Genomic DNA, 20966 nt, shown 5'->3' with positions numbered 1-20966 from the left:
TGTGCCATTTCCTGAATCAACTCGGCCATTAAAAGCAGACCTGCTTGATGAAGTTACGCAGTAATGTGACGGTTGGGTCAACATAATGCAGCGAGATGAACTCATCTGGTTGATGGGCCTGATCAATACTGCCAGGGCCTAATACAATGGTGTCGCAGCCTAATTGATTGATAAATGGCGCTTCGGTGGCGTAATTAGCACTGACAGGATCAAAGCCCGTGAGTTTTTTGGCCAATTCAAGAATACCCTGCTCATTTCGACAACCAAAAGCTGGCGCGGTTTCGTACATCGCCTCACGAGTAATGCGCTGTGGGTATTTTTGCATCAGCGGGGCAAGTGCTTCGTCAATCATGGCAATGGCTTCTTCGTCACTTAGTGAGGGAATAGCGCGCAAATCAAAATTTAATTGGCAGTGTCCGCAAATACGGTTTTCCCCATCGCCCCCGTGAATATGCCCGAGATTCATAGTCACCTCTGGCACGCTGAAGGCATCATCTCTATGATTTTCAGACAACTGTTGTTTTAAAGCGATAAGTTTCCCTATGGCTTGGTACATGATCTCAATCGCATTGACCCCTTTTGCTGGATCGCTTGAATGCCCTGCTTTACCTTGAATATTCAGGCTATGCCCCATATGCCCTTTGTGCTTAAAGATCGGCTTAAGCTCTGTGGGCTCACCGATGATCGCCATGTCTGGCTTAATCAATTGTTGCTCCACAAAAAACCGCGCTCCCGCCATGGACGTTTCTTCATCTGCAGTAGCCAAAATATACAAAGGTTTCTTTAAATCTTTTAGAGGAATGTCTTGAATCGCTTCTAAGATAAACGCAAAAAAACCTTTCATATCACAGGTGCCTAAACCGTATAACTTGCCATCGTTTTCTTGTGCCTTAAAAGGGTCAAATTGCCATTTATTGTCGTCAAAGGGCACAGTATCCGAATGGCCGGATAGTAGTAGCCCCCCCTCACCACTGCCAATTTTAGCTAGCATGTTGTACTTATTTCGCGCATTGGGCACTTGTTGAATACTTATGTGGAAATTGTAGTCTTTAAACCAGCCTGCTAGCAGATCGATAATGGCGCGGTTTGATTGGTCTAAATCTGCACTAAAGGCGCTAATAGAGGGAGTATTGATGATATGTGCATAACGTTCTAAAAAAGACAAAGACGGCATAAGCCTCCCTTTAAATAATTATTCATTTTATTTGCATAAATATATAACACATGGCATGCTTATCGCCAACATGATTTAGCCACTTTGCAAATACATATTTGGTCTAGATTATTTAGACATAATATCTTAATTCGGTTTAATTTCGCATATGATTTCAATAACGTCACAATTCGATTCCCTGCCTAGCTTCGCCAGCATGTTGTATCGACGATAAGTCGAGGTCTGTAGCGTTTAGCTCACCCAGACCTTTAGTATTTGCTAAAGGTCTTGGGTGATTTTTTATTTTTGTCACCTTCATTTAGTAACATTAAGTCACACGACTATTAGAGATATACGTTTTATGATCAAAACTTGTATTGTCGGCGCCAGTGGATATACCGGTGCCGAATTAGCCTCTTTAATTCATCGCCACCCACGCTTTGAATTAAACGCCTTATATGTATCAGCCAAAAGCCAAGATGCTGATAAAAAGCTCGGAGACGTACACGGTTATCTATTCGGGCAAATCAATTTGCCACTGATCCCGTTAACCGACGACGTTTTGCATTCGCTTGCAAACGAAATGGACGTGATTTTTCTAGCGACCCCCCATGAGGCAAGTCATGATTGGATGCCAGTATTATCATCGGGCAAAGCCAAAGTGTTTGACTTATCAGGGGCGTTTAGACTCAAAGATCAACAGGTTTTTGCGGACTACTATGGTTTTGCTCATGAGCAAGCGGCCAGCTTAAAGCAAGCCGTCTACGGTCTCGCCGATTGGTTTGCAGAGGATATTAAAAGCGCTGATATTATTGCCGTACCAGGTTGCTACCCAACAGCGTCGCTGAGTGCATTAAAGCCCTTACACGAAGCGGGCTTAATCGCTGATGGTCATTTACCTATTATTAATGCTGTGTCTGGTGTGTCTGGTGCTGGTCGTAAAGCGGCCATGGGCAGTAGTTTCTGCGAAGTTAGCCTGCAAGCTTATGGTGTACTAGGTCATCGTCATCAACCTGAGATCAGCGCCTACTTAGGTCGTGAAGTTATATTCACTCCTCATCTGGGTAATTTCAAACGGGGAATTTTGGCGACCATTACCGTCAAAGTAAACGCTGATGTAGACGCAGATGCCGTTGCAAACGCATTCAGTCATGCCTATCAGAACCACCCCATCGTGCGTATTCGCGATACTTGGCCCAAGTTGGATGATGTTGTAGGCACACCCCACTGCGATTTATTCTGGAAGCTTGATACCCAAAAAGGTTACTTGGTTGTGACCAGTGCCATCGATAACCTACTGAAAGGCGCGGCCTCTCAAGCGGTACAATGTGCCAACCTTCGCTTTGGGTTCGCATCACAACTTGGCTTAGTGCACGAGGTGTCAGCATGAACCCGTTAGTCATAAAGGTCGGTGGCGCTTTCATGCAAGCCACCGCCGAAGCGTTACAATTGCTCACGGTTATTAAGCAACTTCAGCAAAGTCGCCCAGTCGTACTCGTGCATGGCGGCGGTCCTATGGTTGAGCAGTTGTTGCAAGCTCTGCAATTTACCAGTACTAAAGTGAATGGTTTACGCGTCACGCCACCTGAGCATATGCCTTATATTACGGGCGCTTTGGCGGGGACTGCCAATAAGCAACTTTGTGCTTTTGCCATTCGCGCTAACACCACACCAGTCGGGTTATGCTTGGCTGATGGCGCTATGACAAGCTGCTCTGTGCTAGATCCTGCCCTTGGTGCAGTGGGCGTAGCGAAAGCAAATTCACCGACTATGTTGAATTTATTGCTCGAGGCGAATATCCTGCCGATTATCAGCTCCATAGGTGCCGATGAAAAAGGCAATTTACTCAATGTAAATGCTGATCAAGCGGCAACGGTTATTGCTCAGCTGTTAAATGCTGACTTGTTGTTGCTATCGAATGTGCCTGGTGTGCTCGATCACAATAAAAACCTGATTAATCAACTTACGGCTAAAGGCATTGCCGAATTAGTCGAATCAGGCGTGATCATAGATGGGATGCAAGTAAAAGTGGATGCCGCACTCGATGCAGCAACGAGCTTGCAACGCCCCATCACGATTGCCAGTTGGCAAACACCAGAGCAACTCTTAGGATTGCTGGCGGGTGAACCCGTTGGCACTACCATAATCCCAAATATTTAAGGTACCTCCATGAAAAAGGATCTACTGTCGTTCACTGATTGGTCTGCTAAAGACCTCAATGCACTCTTGCAACTGGCCGTCACCATTAAGAATAATCCAGCTGACTACCGCCAAGCCTTGGCAGGTAAATCAATTGTTGCCTTATTTGAGAAACCGTCACTGCGCACCCGAGTGAGCTTTGATATAGGTATCAACAAACTAGGCGGGCACCTTGTTTATTTAGACAGCCAGTCAAATAAATTAGCAGGCCGTGAAGACGTCAAAGACATGGGTAACAACCTTGCCTGTTGGGCTGACGCTATTGTTGCACGGGTTTTTGCGCACTCAACCTTAGAAGAATTAGCCAGTTCGGCCAAAGTACCTGTTATCAACGCACTGTGTGATATGTACCACCCGTGCCAAGCCATGGCCGACTACTTAACCTTAACCGAACGTCTTGGCGATTTGAGCAAAGTTAAACTAGCGTATATCGGTGATGGTAATAACGTCACTCACTCTTTGATGATTGTGGGCGTGACGTTAGGTTGCGAGGTGGTTGTCGTTACCCCTCCTGGCTATGAAGTAGACCCTGCTATTGTCACGCTTGCTCAGCAAAAAGCCGAGCAAAATGGTGGCAAATTAGTTATCAGTCACGACGTAGAAGCGGCTAACGGTGCTCATGCACTTTATACTGACACATGGATTTCGATGGGCGATGACACCCCGCTTGAGACCATCAAGCAAGCGTTTGGCAAATACAAAATCGATGAAGCGATGATGCAATCAACCGGTGCTCAATACGTTATGCACTGCCAACCTGCCCATCGCGACTTAGAAATTAGCGGCACCTTAATTGATTCAGAGCAATCTATTTTGATGCAGCAAGCAGAAAACAGAATGCACGCCCAGAATGCCATTTTAGTGCACCTTCTTGGCGGCGCAGCTTAACCCCATTTAACACTTTTAATTTTTAGGTACAGACAATGAGCAAGAAAAACATCAAAAAAGTAGTATTAGCCTATTCAGGTGGTTTGGATACATCAGCCATCATTCCTTGGTTAAAGGAGAACTATGACTGTGAAGTTATCGCGTTCGCAGCTGATGTAGGTCAAGGGGACGAGGAACTAGAAGGTCTACGTGAAAAAGCCATCAAAACCGGCGCCAGCGAATGCTATATCGTGGACTTAAAAGACGAATTTGTATCTGACTACATCTACCCCACTATTACTACAGGCGCAGTATATGAAGGTCAGTACTTACTTGGTACATCAATGGCGCGCCCTATTATCGCCAAAGCACAAGTTGAAATCGCCCGTAAAGTAGGCGCAGATGCACTTTGCCACGGTTGTACAGGTAAAGGTAATGACCAAGTACGTTTCGAAGGCACCTTTGCTGCACTCGCACCTGAGCTAACCGTTATTGCTCCTTGGCGTGAGTGGGACATGGTATCACGTGAAGATTTATTGGCTTATTTGGCCGAGCGTGACATTAAAACCACAGCGTCAGCCACCAAAATCTACAGCCGTGATGCAAACGCATGGCATATCTCACACGAAGGCGGTGAGCTTGAAGATCCTTGGTGCGAGCCAACCAAAGAAGTATGGACCATGACCGTTTCTCCTGAAGATGCGCCGAATACACCTGAGCGTGTTGAAGTCAGCTTCGAACATGGCCGCATGGTAAAAGTAAACGGTGAAGCCCTTAGCCCTTACCAATGCTTGGTTAAATTGAACGAGCTTGCTGGTGCACACGGCGTGGGGCGTATCGATATCGTAGAAAACCGTTTAGTGGGCATGAAGTCACGTGGTTGTTATGAAACCCCAGGCGGAACAGTTATGCTTGCGGCTTACAAAGCCCTTGAAAGCCTAGTGTTAGACAAAGCTGCGCTTAAGTACCGTGAGCAAATCGGTTTAGAGTTCTCACATGTCATGTATGACGGCCGTTGGTTCACCCCCCTAAACGATGCACTGCTCGCCGGTGCAGCAAGCTTTGCTGACAAAGTAACGGGCGACATAGTCGTTAAACTGTACAAAGGCCAAGCAACGGTAACGCAGCGCCGTTCACCAAACAGCTTGTACTCTGAAGATTTCGCTACCTTTGGTGCGGATGACGTATACGACCAAAGTCATGCAGAAGGTTTCATCCGTCTTTATAGCTTGTCTAGCCGCATCAGCGCGCTAAACAAAGAAGGCATTCCGTTCAAAAACACAGGTATCGAATAATGAGCTTGTGGGGCGGACGTTTTCAAGATGGCAGCAGTGCGATGTTTCGCACTGTTAACGATTCACTGCCATTCGACAGAGTGTTGGCGAGCCAAGATATTCGCGGCTCAATAGCATGGGCACGTGCCATTGCAAAAGCGGGCGTACTGAACCAAGACGAGCACCAACAGCTTGAAGAAGCCCTTAAAGCCTTGTTGGTAAAAGCGGATGCCGGTGAGCTCGATTTTGACGCCAGCAGTGAAGAAGATATTCACAGCTTTGTAGAAGCAACCTTAATCGAGCAACTCGGCGATGTGGCGCGCAAATTACACACTGGCCGCAGCCGTAACGACCAAGTTGCCACGGATTTTCGTTTATGGACCCGTGAACACGTTGATTTACTGGTTGAAGATGTTGAAGCGGTTATTGCGTCATTAGTGGGTAACGCGGATGTCAATCAAGACGTTATTTTACCTGGCTACACCCACTTGCAGCGTGCTCAACCGGTGCGCTACCCGCACTGGTGCTTGGCCTATGTTGAAATGCTAAAACGCGATTTGAGTCGTCTGCATGACTTAAAAGCCCGTTTGAATCAGTGTCCTTTAGGTAGCGGTGCACTTGCTGGCACAACCTACCCTATCGACCGTCAAGCGATTGCCGAAGAGCTTGGTTTTGACAGCCCGTGCGTCAACAGCCTTGATGCGGTATCTGATCGTGATTACGTGCTAGAGCTTCTTTTTGTCGCCAGTACCAGCATGATGCACTTGTCGCGTATGGCGGAGGATTTAATCTTCTACAACTCAGGCGAGGCAGGTTTTATACAGTTAGGTGACGCGGTTACTTCTGGTTCATCCTTGATGCCTCAGAAGAAAAACCCTGATGCATTAGAGCTGATGCGCGGTAAATGTGGGCGAGTGTTCGGTAGCTTACAAGCCTTGCTTGTGACCATGAAAGGTCTGCCCCTTGCGTATAACAAAGATATGCAAGAGGACAAAGAAGGCTTGTTCGACGCGACGAATCAATGGCATATCTGTTTACGCATCGCTTGTGAAGTGGTTGATAGCATCAAACTTGATAGCGAGCGCTGCGCGAAAGCCGCCCGTGAGGGTTATGCTAATGCGACTGAGCTTGCTGATTACCTCGTCGATAAGGGGATTCCGTTTAGAACCGCCCACGATATTTCTGGCCGAGTCGTGCTGGATGCCCTCGAAAAGAAAAAGGCCATTGAAGAGCTCACAATCGCTGAACTTAAAGTGTATTCAGACGTTATCGAAGAGGATGTCTACCCTGTTCTACAACTTGAATATTTGGTCAACAAGCGCGACATCTTGGGTGGAACGGGCATTAAGCCTGTACTCGAAGCGCTGGCTAATGCTAAAGCATCGTTCAAAAAATAGCGATGTAAGTGTAAGGAAAACACGTGGTACTTTCACACAACGACAGCGTAAAGCTATTTCGCAATTCGGCGCCTTACATCAATGCGCACAGGGGTAAAACCTTCGTATTGATGTTTGGTGGTGAAGCAGTTGAAGATGCAAACTTTGCCAACATTATTCAGGATATCGCCTTGCTTAACAGCTTAGGTGTACGCTTGATACTGGTACACGGCGCGCGACCGCAAATTGATCAACGTGCCGTCTGGCGTAAAGTAGAACCGCGTTTTTCAGAAGACGTGCGGATCACCGACAAGCAAACCCTTGAGTGCGTGAAGGATGCTGCGGGCTCTGTGCGCTCACAAATTGAAGCCTTGCTCACCATGGGCTTGGCTAATTCACCTATGCACGGCGCGCAAATTCGTGTGTGCTCCGGTAATTTAGTGGTGGCTATGCCTATCGGCGTGCGTAACGGCGTGGACTTCGAGCATACTGGTTTGGTACGTCGGGTTGATGTAACGGGCATAAATGACCATCTTGACGATGGCTCAATTGTACTACTGCCACCTATGGGCTACTCCCCCACGGGTGAAGTATTTAACTTGAGCCACGAAGATGTAGCGACTAACGCAGTTAAAGCGTTGAATGCTGACAAGCTGATTATCTTTACGGAAAAAGATGGCCTTGTAGATGAAACAGGGCGTTTGCTGCGCAATATTCAGCTCAACTCTTTGTACCCTATGCTAGAGCAAGCACATTTACAGCAAGAAAAGCACAGCATTCAAACGATTATCGACAGTCTGGAGTCAGGCGTCAGCCGTTGCCATTGTGTTAGTTACGGTCAAGACGGCGCGCTATTGCAAGAGCTTTTCACTCGAGATGGCGCAGGCTCGCTTATTTCGCAAAGCTATTACGAGCAGATACGTACGGCGACCATTGAAGATGTGGGCGGTATTTTAAACCTCATCAACCCGCTGGAAGAGAAAGGTATTTTGGTGAAGCGCTCCCGTGAAATATTAGAGCGTGAAATCGAACAATTCACCATCATTGAACGTGACGGCATGACCATAGCCTGTGCGGCGCTGTACCCTTATTTAGAGGAGCAATGCGGCGAGCTAGCGTGCGTAGCAACGCATACTGATTACCGTGGTGGGAATCGTGGTGAGCGCCTTTTAAGCGCCATCTGTGAACAAGCAAAGTTACAGGGGTTAACCTCGATATTTTGCTTGACTACAGTGACCTCTCACTGGTTTCAGGAACAAGGCTTCGTGCGAGCCACACTCGATGATTTACCCGCTAAAAAGAAACAACTATACAATTTTCAGCGTAACTCAAAAGTCTTTGTGTTAACGCTGTAATCCACGCAAAACATGTATCCACACAAGCAGCTTCCTTCGAAGCTGCTTTTCTATTTCTCATTTTATTTAGGACTAATATGACCATTCAAGATCTGATCACCCAAGTGCGTACCCAACCACAAAGTGTAGAGTTCAGCCAAGTGATTAATGCGATCCAACAACACTACCGATACACAGCAACCGCGTTCACCAATGGTGACGTGGTCAATGAAAAAGGCAGCAATGAAGGTTCATGCAAGATTTTTTACTTTGCGCAACTCAATCAATTAACGGAAACTGAAACATTGCACTTATTTGGTACCTTTTACCGTAACGATGTATTGCAGCACCCTGACGCCAACGATCACGGTAATATCAGAAATTTTATGAATACAGGTTGGCAGGGAATTAAATTCGAGTCCGCTGCACTGTCTCCATTAACAGCATAAGTATCATAAAGCTTGCTAAGATTGTTTGTTTCCCCCATTCATCATCAAATAGCGGTTAAGCGAGCATGAAGGAGTGTACCCAGTGCGGAAAGTGTTGCACCCAATACGGTGATGGCGGCTTGTCTGTCACCGACAGCGAAATCGATATGTGGGAGCTGTTTCGACCGGATATCGCTCAGTACGTTAAAAAAGGCTTGATTTGGGCTAGCCCAGACACGGGCAAGTTGCTGAACCATTGCCCCTTCTTACGCGTCGTGCCAGCAGACAAAACCATTGAGAACAGCAAAGATATTTATACTTGCGATATCTATTTCGATCGTCCTGATGATTGTCGGTATTACCCAGTCACCGTAAAACAAATGATCAACGACGAATGTGAAATGCTGGAAGATAACGACTTGGATGATCCAGTAAAGGCTCAGCGAGAGCTCGATATATTGATGAAAGACAGCCGCCCAGCATTTGATAAATAATCCTCAGGGGCAAACCGGCAGACACAAAAAAGACCACTTTCGTGGCCTTCTTAATCATCTAAACGATGAATTAAATACCGGCTGCGCCAGCAACGGCTTGTTTAGCCAGCTCAGTAATACGATCCCAATCACCCGCTTCAACAGCATCGTCAGGTGCTAACCAAGAGCCGCCTGCACAACGCACGTTAGGCAATGATAAATACTCAAGGTAATTAGTTGGGCTTATGCCACCTGTTGGGCAAAACGCGATGTCAGGGAATGGTCCACCGATCGCTTTAATGGCTTTAACGCCACCTGAGGCTTCAGCTGGGAAGAATTTAAAGTGGGTATAACCGAAGTCAATTCCGCGCATTAATTCAGAAATAGAAGAGATACCAGGAATGAGCGCGATACCGCCTCTATTACCTGCATCCAATAAATCAGATGTCATGCCAGGGCTTATTGCGAACATAGCACCCGCCGCTTCAACTTCAGCTAATTGCTTAGCATTCGTTACCGTACCTGCACCTATGATGGCATCTGGCACTTCAGTCGCGATAGCTTTGATTACGTCCAGTGCTGCTTCTGTGCGCAATGTCACTTCCAATACACGAATACCGCCAGCAATTAATGCTTTAGCAAGAGGGACCGCATGCTTTACATCTTTGATCACCAATACAGGAACCACTGGTCCTTGACTGAATACATCTTGAGACGAAACTTTCCAATTTTTTGTCATTGTAGTTAACCTTTATAATGCTGTTGTAGGTATGCCATGGCACCAATCAAACCATGATCGGGCTCGGTAATAATGTATGTAGGTATGCCAGCTACGTAATGACGAAACCGGCCTTTTGCTTCAAAGCGTGCGCGAAATTCACTTTGTTGAATAAACTCAACAAATCGAGAGGCGATCCCGCCACCGATATAAACACCACCGCGTGTACATAAGTTAAGGGCTAAGTTGCCAGCGAAACTTCCCATAATGCGACAGAACTGTTCTAGTGTTTCACGGCACAGTGAACAACTGTTATCAATTGCTCTAGAGGTTATATCTGCTGCGTCGCTATACTCTGACGGCACATTTCTGGCCGCAGCCAACCCCTCATAAATATGAACAATCCCTCGTCCTGACATCACTTCTTCTGCTGAGGCGTGGCCTAGCTTTTTGGTCAAAAAGCGCAGAATCGCAATGTCATTTTCATCGACAGCTGAAAAATCAACGTGTCCACCTTCCCCATCAAGCGCTTTCCATTTGCCATCGGTACAAGTTAGGTGTTCCACACCTAGGCCAGTACCAGGTCCAAAAACGGCTATATTGGCACCGGGTATCGCTGCCCCTTGCCCAATTTGCACTTTTTGGTCGTCGCCTAGCAAAGGCAAAGAATGGGCCACTGAGGTGAAATCATTGATCACGCCCAACCAACTCAAACCCAAATCCCCCTGCACTTCTTTAATCGAAAAAGCCCAGTAGTGATTGGTCATTTTGACGTGGTCACCTTCAACAGGACAGGCAATGGCCAAACAACCAGCAGCGAATTGGGTTGCGGGAAACTCTGAAAAATACTGTTTTATTGCGTCATTCAAAGTGGCAAAATCAGCACACAAGTATTTGCGAATGTCAGCGATTTGTCCGTTAACGACCTGCGCCAAACGAATATTAGTGCCACCAATATCCGCAACAAAATTAGTTGTCACGATTAATCATCCTGTCCGACGAAAAGAGAACAAGCACCTTGCTCGGCACCCGTTAACGTTGAGCGCATACCGGCAAACATTTCGCGGCCCATACCCACCTGATGAGAGGCAACGTCAGTCACTTTCGCTTCTCGAGCGGACAATTCAGCTTCATCTACGTGCAGTGTCATGTGGCCAGTCTCTGTATCCAATTCGATGATATCGCCGCTGTTTACCTTAGCGATTAAGCCACCTTTTACCGCTTCAGGTGTTAAGTGAATCGCCGCTGGCACTTTGCCCGAAGCACCTGACATACGACCGTCAGTCACTAAAGCAACTTTGTAACCTTTGTCTTGCAGTACACCAAGAGGAGGCGTAAGACTGTGAAGCTCTGGCATACCAATAGCTGAAGGCCCCTGGAAGCGCACGACCACGATGCAATCTTTGTCTAAATCACCGGCTTTAAACGCCGCTGCTAGTTCGAATTGATCTTCAAATACAACTGCAGGGGCTTTGATTTTGCAATGAGGCTCACGCAGAGCTGACGTTTTCATTACCGCACGACCTAGGTTACCGGTTAATACCGATAAACCGCCGTCTGGCTTAAATGGCTTTTCAACACTGGCAACCACTTCTTTATCGAATGACTCAGTTGGGCCATCTCGCCAAACCAGTTCACCATTTTCAAGCATTGGCTCTTGGGTATAACGCTCAAGGCCATCGCCACAGATAGTTTTCACGTCGTTGTGTAGCAAGCCTGCATTCAATAATTCTCTGAACAATAACGCCATACCGCCAGCAGCAGTGAAGTGGTTAATATCAGCAGAGCCATTGGGATAAATGCGGGTAAGCAAAGGAACAGCATCTGAAATATCAGAGAAGTCATCCCAGTTAATGGTATAGCCAGCGGCTTTAGCAACGGCAACCAAGTGCATAGTGTGGTTAGTTGAGCCGCCAGTGGCTAGTAACGCAACTAAACCATTAACGATAGCTTTCGCATCAACAATGTGACCGATTGGGCGGTAATCTTCACCTAGGTCAGTGATGCGCGTCACTTGACGTGCAGCTGCATCGGTTAAGGCTTCACGCAATGGCGTGCCTGGGTTAACGAACGATGAGCCAGGTAAATGCAAGCCCATGGTCTCAACCACCAATTGATTACTGTTAGCCGTACCGTAAAAAGTACAAGTGCCCGCAGAGTGATAAGACTGAGACTCAGCCTCAAGCAATTCTTCACGGCCCACTTTGCCCTCAGCGTACATTTGACGCACTCGGGCTTTCTCTTTATTTGGAATACCTGATGGCATAGGGCCAGCAGGGACAAAAATGGTCGGTAGATGACCGAAGCTTAATCCACCGATCAATAATCCGGGCACGATTTTGTCACATATGCCGAGCATCAATGTGCCGTCAAACATGTTATGCGACAATGCCACCGCCGTTGACATGGCAATCACGTCTCGGCTCATTAGGCTTAAATCCATACCAGCGTTACCTTGGGTAACGCCATCACACATTGCAGGTACGCCACCGGCAAATTGCGCCACGCTGCCCACTTGCTGAATGGCCTTCTTAAGAATTTCTGGATAATCGTGGTAAGGCTGATGTGCAGATAACATGTCGTTGTACGATGAAATAATCGCAATGTTCGACTTTGTCATGCTACGCAAGTCGGCCTTGTCTTCAGCACCACATGCTGCAAAACCGTGCGCCAAGTTACCACACGACAACGTGCCACGATGTGGCCCCTGTAAACGGGCTTTTTCAATTTTGTCTAAATACGCCTTGCGCGAGCCTTGGCTGCGCTCAATGATGCGTTGGGTGACTTCTTGAATAATAGAATTCATATTTTTCTCCTAGGGAGCCCACATTAATTCGACATCGGCGTTATTTATCACCGCGCGAATGGGCATTTCGTGCTCATCGCCACCTTTTATCGCTTTGTCCAGTACCTGTTTTTTACTGTCCCCTGTTAAATGCAAAAATACATTTTTACTGTTTAACAGCGCGGGTAAGGTCAACGACATGCGTTGGTTCGGTGCGGTCGTAGGTTGTACAGCAATGTACGTACGACGCGCGCCCTGGTCTAAACCTTGGTGGATCTGATCTGAACATGGGAACAAAGAAGCAGTATGCCCGTCTTCCCCCATGCCCAGGATCAATACATCGAAAGGAGTATGTAATTTGGCAAGATTTGCAGTGCAGGTTTCAACCGCATCTTTAGCATCTTCGTGCTCGGTTTTAAGGCCAACAAAATTGGCAGCTGCTGCGTTGTTTTGCAGTAACTCTCGACGCACCATTTTTTCATTGCTGGCGTCATCGTCTGTTTCTACCCAGCGCTCATCGGCTAAGCTGATGTCTACTTTGTTCCAGTCGAGTTCCACTTTTGATAACGAGTTGAACAACGCTTTAGGTGTTCGTCCACCAGAAACAACCAAGCTCGCTCGGCCATTCTCACTGATGCCATCTTTCAAAATATCGACGATACGCTGCGCGAATGTAGAATTAAGTTCATCAGTTGATTGAAAGTTATTTTCAGTTAGTGACATATTATTTCTTTCCTATTCTGCTTTCGTACCATGCTCGGTTTTCACGGGCGAGTAGAGCAATTGACGCCACTGGTCCCCACGTACCGGCTTGATAAGGCTCAGGCGGCTCATTGGTGTGTTTCCAAGCATCAATAATGCCGTCAACCCACTTCCAAGCAAATTCCACTTCATCACGGCTAACGAACAAGGCTTGATTACCCAGCATCACTTCAAGCAGTAATTTTTCGTAGGCATCAGCGATACGATCATCTTGGAACGCCTCAGAGAAACTCAAGTTCAAACGTGATTTCTGCAAATCCATACCGCTAGTCCCTGTCAAACCAGGAACTTTGTTCATGACTGTGACTTCAACGCCTTCATCCGGCTGCAAGCGAATGGTGAGCTTGTTCGGCGGCAATTGTGCGAAACTGTCTTCAAATAAGTTATGAGGCTGGCGTTTAAAATAAATAACCACTTCACTGGTTTTGTTCGGCAGGCGTTTACCCGTGCGTAAATAGAACGGCACACCGGCCCAACGCCAGTTATCAATGTCCACATTTAGCGCTACAAAAGTTTCTGTTTCACTACGTGGGTTTGCATCCGGTTCGTCCAGATAACCAGGCACTTCTTTGCCCTTCACAAAACCACCAATATACTGTCCACGAACACTTTTCTGATTGATATTGGTTGAGTTGATGGGACGTAACGCTTTTAAGACTTTTAATTTTTCACCGCGAATACTGTCAGCATCCAAGGTTGTTGGCGGTTCCATGGCAATCAATGTCAAAATTTGCAACAAGTGGTTTTGCACCATGTCGCGCATTTGTCCAGCGGTGTCGAAATATCCCCAACGCCCTTCAATCCCCACCGATTCAGCCACACTGATCTGTACATGATCGATACTGTTGTGATCCCAATTGGTCGCGAAAATAGAGTTCGCAAAACGCAGCGCAATCAGGTTTAAAACCGTTTCTTTACCTAGGTAGTGATCGATACGGTAAATTTGTGACTCATCGAAGAACTCAGCGACCTGATCGTTAATCACCTTAGAGGACGCTAAATCGTGGCCAATCGGCTTTTCGAGAACGACGCGCATGCTTTTATCGATAACGTTTGCCGCTTTAAGGCCACGGCAAATATCACCGAAGATAGAAGGAGGCGTAGCGAAGTAGCAGACCATGGTGCGTGAGGCATCAACATGCTCACCGAAGACGCTGTAACTTTCTGCGTTTTTCATATCAACGCACACATAATCTAATTTAGCGGAGAAACGCTCCCATGTTTCATCACAAAGGGTCTCGCCACTAAACTGTTCAATATTTTCTTTTACAAGTGCTACGTAGTCTTGCAAGCTGATGTCGTCTCGGGCTACCCCTAAAATCGATGTTTCAGCGTGCATGAGTTCTGCTTTCTCTAACTGGTAAAGCGACGGAAGTAATTTGCGGCGAGCTAAGTCACCTTTAGTACCAAATAGAACAAAGTCGCACGGGGCGGATGAATTATCTAACGTCATTGTGTTTAACCTGCTAATTAATAAAACTGCGTGATTGGAATTGGGCTAATAATAACACTTCAATCATGACTTATCTTTGCCCACAGTTAACAACAAATGTTGTAATTTTACAACGTTTGTTAAGAAAAGGCGACGCTTTCTGTGCCTCCACTGCCTTAAAAACCGAGTATTTCACCGATTTTTGTCAAAAAGTTACAAGAAGGTTACCAAGTTTGCTGTCGACAATGCTATTCTTGTGCCTACTTCATGATTTTAGTTAAAAATTCTGTGGGCATATGAATATTCTTGAAAAAATAACTCAGCATAAATTAGCGTTCAGCAAGTCAGAACGTAAGGTCGCCGAAGTCATTTTGGCCAACCCTCAAGTCGCTATCCATAGCAGCATCGCCACCTTGGCTAAGATGTCTGATGTCAGCGAGCCCACTGTTAATCGTTTTTGCAGACGCTTGGATACCAAGGGGTATCCTGATTTTAAATTACACCTGGCCCAAAGCCTCGCGAATGGCACCCCTTACGTTAATCGACACGTTGAAGAAGATGATGGCCCTGAGGAATACACCAAAAAGATTTTCGAATCGACCATGGCCTCACTCGAGGTTGCCCGCCAATCGGTTGATATCAATACGATCAACAGAGTGGTAGATTTGTTGACACAGGCGCAAAAAATTTCCTTCTTTGGCCTTGGCGCCTCAGCGTCGGTCGCTCATGATGCCCTCAACAAGTTCTTTCGTTTCAATGTTCCGGTTGTCTATTTTGAAGATATTTTGATGCAACGTATGAGCTGTATGAACTCATCTGAAGACGATGTTGTTGTGCTTATATCTCACACTGGTCGCACAAAAAGCTTAGTGGAAGTCGCACAAATTGCCCGCAGTAATGATGCTACCGTGGTAGGCATTACCTCGCAAAATAGTCCCTTAGCGAAAGAGTGTAATTTAGTTTTGTCATTAGAAGTGCCTGAAGATACAGACATGTATATGCCTATGGCATCACGTATTGCCCAGCTAACGTTAATCGATATATTAGCGACAGGCTTTACTTTACGAAGAGGTACTAAATTCCGCGAAAACTTGAAACGAGTTAAAGATACCTTGCGAGGCTCTCGTTACGATAAGCGGAATGAACAGTAGGTAAATTTTACAAAGAAAGGCGCCTTAATAACCCTGATTGGTCTGACCTCAGCCCATTTAACGCGCTTTAATAGCTTTTTTTGTTAAAAAATTTCACAATAATGACTTATTAATCTAATATTTTCGTAATTAAATTACGAAACAGTAATTAATCTGTCAGATTCACTTGCTATAATCACACACTGATAGCCGTAAGATTAATGTCAAATTCGATGATATGCGACTGAGTATATTATCTGGTCTATCGTTAATCTGCTGACACAAAATTGTTATACCCGTACACAATCTTTATTACCTGCATTCCTGAAACAGTATGCGCCACAACCAGAGCAAATTACCTATGTTAAGACGAACCAAAATTTTAGCTACATTGGGCCCAGCAACAGACACAGTTGAACAAATTGAGGGCATAGTTCAAGCCGGAGCAAACGTTGTTCGCATGAACTTCTCTCATGGCACGGCACAAGACCACATTGACCGTGCGGATAAAGTGCGTCAGGTAGCAAAGAAACTTGGCAAATACATCGCTATTTTGGGTGATTTGCAAGGTCCTAAAATCCGTGTGGCTAAATTTAAAGAAGGTTCGATCATTCTTGCTTTAGGTGACAAATTCATTCTTGATGCCGATATGGGTCGTGATGAAGGTGACCAAGCTGCTGTTGGTATTGATTACAAGGCACTGCCTAAAGACGTGAACACGGGCGACATTCTTTTGTTAGATGATGGCCGTATTCAGCTTAAAGTAATGGAAGTACAAGGTAATAAAGTTCATACGCAAGTCACGGTTGCAGGTAAGTTGTCGAACAACAAAGGGATCAACCGTCTAGGTGGTGGCCTTTCAGCGGAAGCATTAACTGAGAAAGACAAAGAAGACATTAAGACAGCCGCAATTATCGGCGTTGATTACTTAGCTGTATCTTTCCCGCGCTCAGGCGATGATTTACGTTATGCACGCCAGCTAGCGGAAAAAGCGGGTTGTCACGCAATGATTTGCGCCAAAGTGGAACGTGCTGAAGCGGTTGCCACTGACGAAGCCATTGACGACATTATTGAAGCATCAGATGCGGTCATGGTTGCTCGTGGCGACTTAGGTGTAGAAATTGGTGATGCTGAGCTAGTGGGTGTGCAGAAGAAATTGATTGCCCGTTCTCGTCAGCTAAACAAAGTGGTTATCACAGCCACTCAAATGATGGAATCAATGATCACCAGCCCAATGCCTACACGTGCTGAAGTCATGGATGTGGCTAACGCAGTATTAGATGGTACAGATGCCGTGATGTTATCGGCTGAAACCGCTGCCGGTGATTTTCCAGTAGAGACAGTGGCAGCAATGGCCCGTGTTTGTGTGGGTGCAGAAACCCACCCAAGTGTTAAGATTTCTAAGCACCGCATGGACGAAAGCTTTGGCTCTGTGAGCGAAACATTAGCACTGAGTGCCGTGTACGCCGCAAACCATTTAAGCACAGTGAAAGCCATTGTTGCTTTAACAGAGAGTGGTAGCACACCGCGTTTGATGTCTCGTATCACGACTTCATTGCCGATTTACGCTTTGTCACGTCATGAGTCAACGTTAAATATTATGGCGCTTTACCGTGGCGTTAAGCCGGTATTCTTTGACTCTCGTGGCAGTAGCCCGGGCGAGTTAACCAAAGACGTGGTTGCTATCATGAAAGAAAAAGGCATGCTTGAAACAGGCGATCTCTTTATCATGACTTATGGCGATACCATGGAAACCGTAGGCGGCACCAATGCGTGTAAGATTGTAGCGGTTAGCTAAACGGCTCTAGCAGCTATATCAGCAAACTAAATTTGAAGCCGGGACGAATAATATTTGTCCCGGCTTTTTTATGCTCTTTAATTTAGCCAAATATCACCAATCCCCTGCATCAACACATTGCCCACATAAAGCGCTATCCCAGGCATGAATTTCTTCTCCATAAGTAACCTTTTAGACCCATAGTTTATTGATAAGCTGACGTGTAAGAACGCCTGCTGAACCTGCAACATTTCAAATCTCCTTAGCGAGTTGATTAACACCAGTGCCGTCCATTATGAATCACACTCACCTTGTATGAGGTGGATTTTTTTACCTAAAATTGTTGCAAAATCAATATCATGTCGCTTAGGATAGGAATTGTCACTAGGGTAATTAATGCCACATACCCGCCAAGAAAGAAGTGTTCTTACTTCTTATTTAAAACACTAAAAAAATATAATTAATCCAGGAACATACATGAAATTTAATCACTTAAAACTCACGGTGGTAGCCGTTGCTGTCGCATCCAGTTTGCAGGTTCATGCTCAAAGCAATTCCGATACCAGCATTGAAAGAGTAGAAGTAACAGGCTCGCACATTCGCCGAGGCGACTTAGAAGGCCCCTCTCCTGTCACGTCCTTGTCCGCTGAGGAAATTGCTAACACAGGGGTTACTGATTTAATTGGCTTGTTTACTAAGTTACCCATTGCTGGGCAAGGCACGTTTTCAACCCAAGGCAACAGTAGTGACGGCACAGGTAATGGCGGCTCTAGTGTTTCTCTGCGTGGACTCGGAGCCGATTCAACCCTGATATTGGTTAACGGTCGACGAGTCTCTGTATCGCCTTTTGCCAACTCGATCGATACCGCCTTCGTGGATATCAATAACATTCCCTTATCAGCCATTAAGCGAGTAGACATTTTAAAAGACGGAGCCTCAGCTACCTATGGCTCTGACGCCATCGCTGGCGTTATCAATATCATCATGAAAGACGATTTCGACGGTTTAGAATTGTCGGGAAAATATGGTGATACCGCTGATGGGGGAGGTGCAGAATCAAACGCAAGTTTGCTGTTTGGTACTAGCTCTGACAAATCTAGCCACACCTTTGTATTAGATTATTTCGATAGAGAAGAAATACTCTATGCGGATCGTGATTACGCAAGCTCATCTAATCAGTCCGCTCTTAGGCCAAATGATCCCTACGCGACTGATTTCAGAAGCTCAGCTGGCTACCCTGGGACCATTGCCCTTGCCTCGGATTCCACAGTGCGCTTACCTGACACTTTTGGAAATGACGTATGTCCAGCTGACCAAATAGTGGGGGATTTATGTCGTTATGATTATGCACCGTTTAGTTCGTCTATACCGGCATCAGAGCGCGTTAGCTTTATGTACATGGGTAAGTTTGAGATCAATGACGATGTACGCGCATTTATTGACTTAAACGGACAAAACTCAAAAACCACGATCCGTGGTGCTGGTAGCCCAAGCTTCAATGAATTGTTTATGTCAGGGGACAATATTAATCACCCCTTTGCTGACGACCCTACACATCCTTTCTATCAACAAGATTTAACTATGCGCCGACGCACAGTTGAAATAGGCAACCGAGAAAAACGAGTGGATTCTGATTATTATCGCACGGTAATGGGTCTTGAAGGTGGGTTCGGTGACTGGGATTGGGAAGTCGCTTACAGTTATATTAAAAGTGACTCAATTGAGAGAGGTGTCAATGGCTTTCCTAACTCTCGACGCACCCAAGAAGCCATAGACAGTGGTTTGTGGAACCCGTTTGAGCCTTCAAGCAATTCCCAAGAAGCACTCGATTACATTGAAACCCAAACGACTCGCTATGGTAAGTCCACCAGTAAATCGTTTGATGCGCAAGTGTCAGGTCCGATCATGAATATGTCAGCCGGCGAATTGATGTTGGCAGTTGGCGCTGAGTATCGAGAGCAAGAGATCAGTGATAATCCAGATGATCAGTTCATACGAGGCGAAGTGTTTGGTACTGAAGCAACCCAGGCCAACGGCGGACGGGACAACACGGCTGTGTTCGCTGAACTTGCGATCCCTGTTACAGAAACCTTCAATGTTCAGTTAGCCGTGCGCCACGAAGATTATAGCGATTTTGGCACAACGACTGATCCCAAAGTGGCTTTTATCTGGACACCGATGGATGAATTGTCTATCCGAGGCTCTTATGGCACCGCCTTCCGTGCGCCGTCTTTACATCAAATTGGGCTGGGCAGCACGGATGAGTCACCTAACTTAGTTGATAATGTTCGTTGTGATGCAGTGGGCAATGTTAACAAGGCCTGTGAGCCACAAGAGTACACTGCGGTGTTAACTGGCAACCCCGACCTTGGCCCTGAAGAGTCAGAGAGTTATAACTTTGGTGTTATTTATGAAATCACCCAAAGCATTGATTTTTCATTAGATTATTACAATTATGACATTGAAAATGTGATCAATAAAGACACCCAATTTAAGTTTACCACCCAAGGGAGTAATCCAGAGGTGGTGGAGCGATTGCCATCTAATATTCCAGGCGACCCAGGGGAAGTAGTACGTATCTTCGACCAGTTCGAAAATTTAGGGAACATCAAAACCTCAGGTCTTGACCTTGATTTAGGCTATAAAACTGAAACTTCGTTAGGTGACTTTAAGATTAACTACATTTTAAATTATGTATTGAACTATGAAGATATTCGCACTGGAGGTCGCATTGATACCCAAAAAGGACAGTTCGAACAACCCGAAGTGCGCTGGACAACTGCAGGGTCTTGGGTAAAAGACGACTGGAGCGCGAATGTTGCGGTTAACTACATCGGCGAATTTGAACAAGATGCCTCGGTGCGAGTGCAATCCGACGGCACAATATTGCCTGATATTGACTCTATGATCACAGTAGACACAACCGTTAATTTCAGCGGCATAGACAATACAATATTAACCCTTGGGGCAACTAACCTGTTCAATGAAGAGCCTCCCTTTAGCTACCACGATTATATGGGGCATGTAGTGGGCACCCATAACTCGCAAGGTCGCTTCATGTACGTGCAAGCAACTTATAAGTTCTAAATTAGCAAGTGTATCCACTCGCTATCAGCGTGTTTGTTGATAGCGAGTTATTCTCAAAGTCTTCTTGTGCACTCTCCCTTCACACCCTTGCCAACCCATGGTCCTCACTTTTTAGGTGAATTCGTCTTCGCTATAGTTAGGCATCAATCAAATAAAGTGAAGCCACCAGCA

General features: G+C 46.0%; 18 protein-coding genes. 11 read left to right on the top strand and 7 right to left on the bottom strand.

What is annotated here, in order from left to right:
- Positions 1-28: 28 nt before the first annotated feature.
- Positions 29-1174: an acetylornithine deacetylase gene (gene argE / locus AC0L6N_RS02785; RefSeq protein WP_011573866.1), complete on the bottom strand. Its 1146-nt coding sequence runs from the start codon at positions 1172-1174 to the stop codon at positions 29-31.
- A 340-nt stretch (positions 1175-1514) separates the two neighbouring features.
- Between argE and argC the strand changes: the two genes are divergently transcribed.
- The 8 genes from argC to AC0L6N_RS02745 all read left to right on the top strand — a co-directional run bounded on the left by argC (position 1515) and on the right by AC0L6N_RS02745 (position 9125).
- Positions 1515-2543: an N-acetyl-gamma-glutamyl-phosphate reductase gene (gene argC / locus AC0L6N_RS02780; RefSeq protein ID WP_473478689.1), complete on the top strand. Its 1029-nt coding sequence runs from the start codon at positions 1515-1517 to the stop codon at positions 2541-2543.
- The gene (gene argB / locus AC0L6N_RS02775; protein WP_011573864.1) at positions 2540-3313 is read left to right on the top strand and encodes an acetylglutamate kinase; all 774 of its coding nucleotides are present in this window, start codon (positions 2540-2542) and stop codon (positions 3311-3313) included. The genes argC and argB overlap by 4 nt, the downstream gene beginning before the upstream one ends.
- A 9-nt stretch (positions 3314-3322) precedes the next feature.
- A complete protein-coding gene (locus AC0L6N_RS02770) occupies positions 3323-4240 on the top strand; it encodes an ornithine carbamoyltransferase (RefSeq protein ID WP_473478686.1) in 918 nt (305 codons plus the stop codon).
- Between the two features lie 35 nt (positions 4241-4275).
- Entirely contained in the window at positions 4276-5514 is a 1239-nt protein-coding gene (locus tag AC0L6N_RS02765) for an argininosuccinate synthase (protein WP_011573862.1), read from the top strand.
- The gene (gene argH, locus AC0L6N_RS02760; protein ID WP_473478684.1) at positions 5514-6890 is read left to right on the top strand and encodes an argininosuccinate lyase; all 1377 of its coding nucleotides are present in this window, start codon (positions 5514-5516) and stop codon (positions 6888-6890) included. Before AC0L6N_RS02765 ends, argH begins: the two co-directional genes overlap by 1 nt.
- A 23-nt stretch (positions 6891-6913) precedes the next feature.
- Positions 6914-8224, top strand: coding sequence for an amino-acid N-acetyltransferase (argA, locus tag AC0L6N_RS02755; RefSeq protein WP_011573860.1), 1311 nt, complete (start codon positions 6914-6916; stop codon positions 8222-8224).
- Positions 8225-8301: 77 nt separating this feature from the next.
- Entirely contained in the window at positions 8302-8652 is a 351-nt protein-coding gene (locus AC0L6N_RS02750) for a HopJ type III effector protein (protein WP_473478682.1), read from the top strand.
- A gap of 65 nt (positions 8653-8717) precedes the next feature.
- Positions 8718-9125, top strand: coding sequence for a YkgJ family cysteine cluster protein (locus AC0L6N_RS02745; protein ID WP_011573858.1), 408 nt, complete (start codon positions 8718-8720; stop codon positions 9123-9125).
- A 70-nt stretch (positions 9126-9195) separates the two neighbouring features.
- On the opposite strand, the gene AC0L6N_RS02740 is transcribed toward AC0L6N_RS02745, so the two are convergent.
- From AC0L6N_RS02740 to zwf, 5 genes are read right to left on the bottom strand one after another with little or no spacing between them, the layout of a single operon-like run.
- Positions 9196-9843 carry a bifunctional 4-hydroxy-2-oxoglutarate aldolase/2-dehydro-3-deoxy-phosphogluconate aldolase gene (locus AC0L6N_RS02740; RefSeq protein ID WP_473478679.1) on the bottom strand — a complete coding sequence of 216 codons (648 nt, stop codon included), beginning with the start codon at positions 9841-9843 and terminating at the stop codon, positions 9196-9198.
- A gap of 5 nt (positions 9844-9848) precedes the next feature.
- Positions 9849-10802 carry a glucokinase gene (locus AC0L6N_RS02735; RefSeq protein WP_473478676.1) on the bottom strand — a complete coding sequence of 318 codons (954 nt, stop codon included), beginning with the start codon at positions 10800-10802 and terminating at the stop codon, positions 9849-9851.
- A gap of 2 nt (positions 10803-10804) precedes the next feature.
- Positions 10805-12628, bottom strand: coding sequence for a phosphogluconate dehydratase (gene edd, locus AC0L6N_RS02730; RefSeq protein ID WP_011573856.1), 1824 nt, complete (start codon positions 12626-12628; stop codon positions 10805-10807).
- A gap of 9 nt (positions 12629-12637) precedes the next feature.
- Positions 12638-13330, bottom strand: coding sequence for a 6-phosphogluconolactonase (gene pgl / locus AC0L6N_RS02725; protein WP_473478673.1), 693 nt, complete (start codon positions 13328-13330; stop codon positions 12638-12640).
- Between the two features lies 1 nt (position 13331).
- Positions 13332-14822 carry a glucose-6-phosphate dehydrogenase gene (zwf, locus tag AC0L6N_RS02720; protein WP_011573854.1) on the bottom strand — a complete coding sequence of 497 codons (1491 nt, stop codon included), beginning with the start codon at positions 14820-14822 and terminating at the stop codon, positions 13332-13334.
- A 275-nt stretch (positions 14823-15097) separates the two neighbouring features.
- Here zwf and AC0L6N_RS02715 point away from each other — a divergent pair, with 275 nt between their 5' ends.
- Together AC0L6N_RS02715 and pyk are read left to right on the top strand one after the other, a co-directional pair.
- Complete coding sequence (locus tag AC0L6N_RS02715; RefSeq protein ID WP_006990603.1) at positions 15098-15952, top strand: MurR/RpiR family transcriptional regulator; 855 nt, start codon at positions 15098-15100, stop codon at positions 15950-15952.
- A gap of 340 nt (positions 15953-16292) precedes the next feature.
- Positions 16293-17729 (top strand): pyruvate kinase, encoded by a 1437-nt coding sequence (gene pyk / locus AC0L6N_RS02710; RefSeq protein WP_041713364.1) that lies wholly within the window; start codon positions 16293-16295, stop codon positions 17727-17729.
- Positions 17730-17806: 77 nt separating this feature from the next.
- Here the strand turns inward: pyk and AC0L6N_RS02705 are convergent, their stop codons facing one another.
- On the bottom strand, positions 17807-17959 hold the full coding sequence (locus tag AC0L6N_RS02705) for a hypothetical protein (protein ID WP_157043394.1): 153 nt from the start codon (positions 17957-17959) through the stop codon (positions 17807-17809).
- A 226-nt stretch (positions 17960-18185) separates the two neighbouring features.
- Here AC0L6N_RS02705 and AC0L6N_RS02700 point away from each other — a divergent pair, with 226 nt between their 5' ends.
- Positions 18186-20795 carry a TonB-dependent receptor plug domain-containing protein gene (locus tag AC0L6N_RS02700; protein ID WP_473478668.1) on the top strand — a complete coding sequence of 870 codons (2610 nt, stop codon included), beginning with the start codon at positions 18186-18188 and terminating at the stop codon, positions 20793-20795.
- Positions 20796-20966 lie beyond the last annotated feature (171 nt).

It is taken from the genome of Paraglaciecola sp. G1-13 (genome assembly GCF_055809255.1).
The sequence above is the reverse complement of the archived record's forward strand: the minus strand, read 5'-3'. Positions and strand labels throughout refer to the sequence as shown.

Bases quoted from the DNA above. Each gene is read 5' to 3' on its own strand.
- argE (WP_011573866.1), bottom strand. From the start codon at position 1,174: ATGCCGTCTTTGTCTTTTTTAGAACGTTATGCACATATCATCAATACT.
- argC (WP_473478689.1), top strand. From the start codon at position 1,515: ATGATCAAAACTTGTATTGTCGGCGCCAGTGGATATACCGGTGCCGAA.
- argB (WP_011573864.1), top strand. From the start codon at position 2,540: ATGAACCCGTTAGTCATAAAGGTCGGTGGCGCTTTCATGCAAGCCACC.
- AC0L6N_RS02770 (WP_473478686.1), top strand. From the start codon at position 3,323: ATGAAAAAGGATCTACTGTCGTTCACTGATTGGTCTGCTAAAGACCTC.
- AC0L6N_RS02765 (WP_011573862.1), top strand. From the start codon at position 4,276: ATGAGCAAGAAAAACATCAAAAAAGTAGTATTAGCCTATTCAGGTGGT.
- argH (WP_473478684.1), top strand. From the start codon at position 5,514: ATGAGCTTGTGGGGCGGACGTTTTCAAGATGGCAGCAGTGCGATGTTT.
- AC0L6N_RS02750 (WP_473478682.1), top strand. From the start codon at position 8,302: ATGACCATTCAAGATCTGATCACCCAAGTGCGTACCCAACCACAAAGT.
- AC0L6N_RS02745 (WP_011573858.1), top strand. From the start codon at position 8,718: ATGAAGGAGTGTACCCAGTGCGGAAAGTGTTGCACCCAATACGGTGAT.
- AC0L6N_RS02740 (WP_473478679.1), bottom strand. From the start codon at position 9,843: ATGACAAAAAATTGGAAAGTTTCGTCTCAAGATGTATTCAGTCAAGGA.
- edd (WP_011573856.1), bottom strand. From the start codon at position 12,628: ATGAATTCTATTATTCAAGAAGTCACCCAACGCATCATTGAGCGCAGC.
- pgl (WP_473478673.1), bottom strand. From the start codon at position 13,330: ATGTCACTAACTGAAAATAACTTTCAATCAACTGATGAACTTAATTCT.
- zwf (WP_011573854.1), bottom strand. From the start codon at position 14,822: ATGACGTTAGATAATTCATCCGCCCCGTGCGACTTTGTTCTATTTGGT.
- AC0L6N_RS02715 (WP_006990603.1), top strand. From the start codon at position 15,098: ATGAATATTCTTGAAAAAATAACTCAGCATAAATTAGCGTTCAGCAAG.
- pyk (WP_041713364.1), top strand. From the start codon at position 16,293: ATGTTAAGACGAACCAAAATTTTAGCTACATTGGGCCCAGCAACAGAC.
- AC0L6N_RS02705 (WP_157043394.1), bottom strand. From the start codon at position 17,959: ATGTTGCAGGTTCAGCAGGCGTTCTTACACGTCAGCTTATCAATAAAC.
- AC0L6N_RS02700 (WP_473478668.1), top strand. From the start codon at position 18,186: ATGAAATTTAATCACTTAAAACTCACGGTGGTAGCCGTTGCTGTCGCA.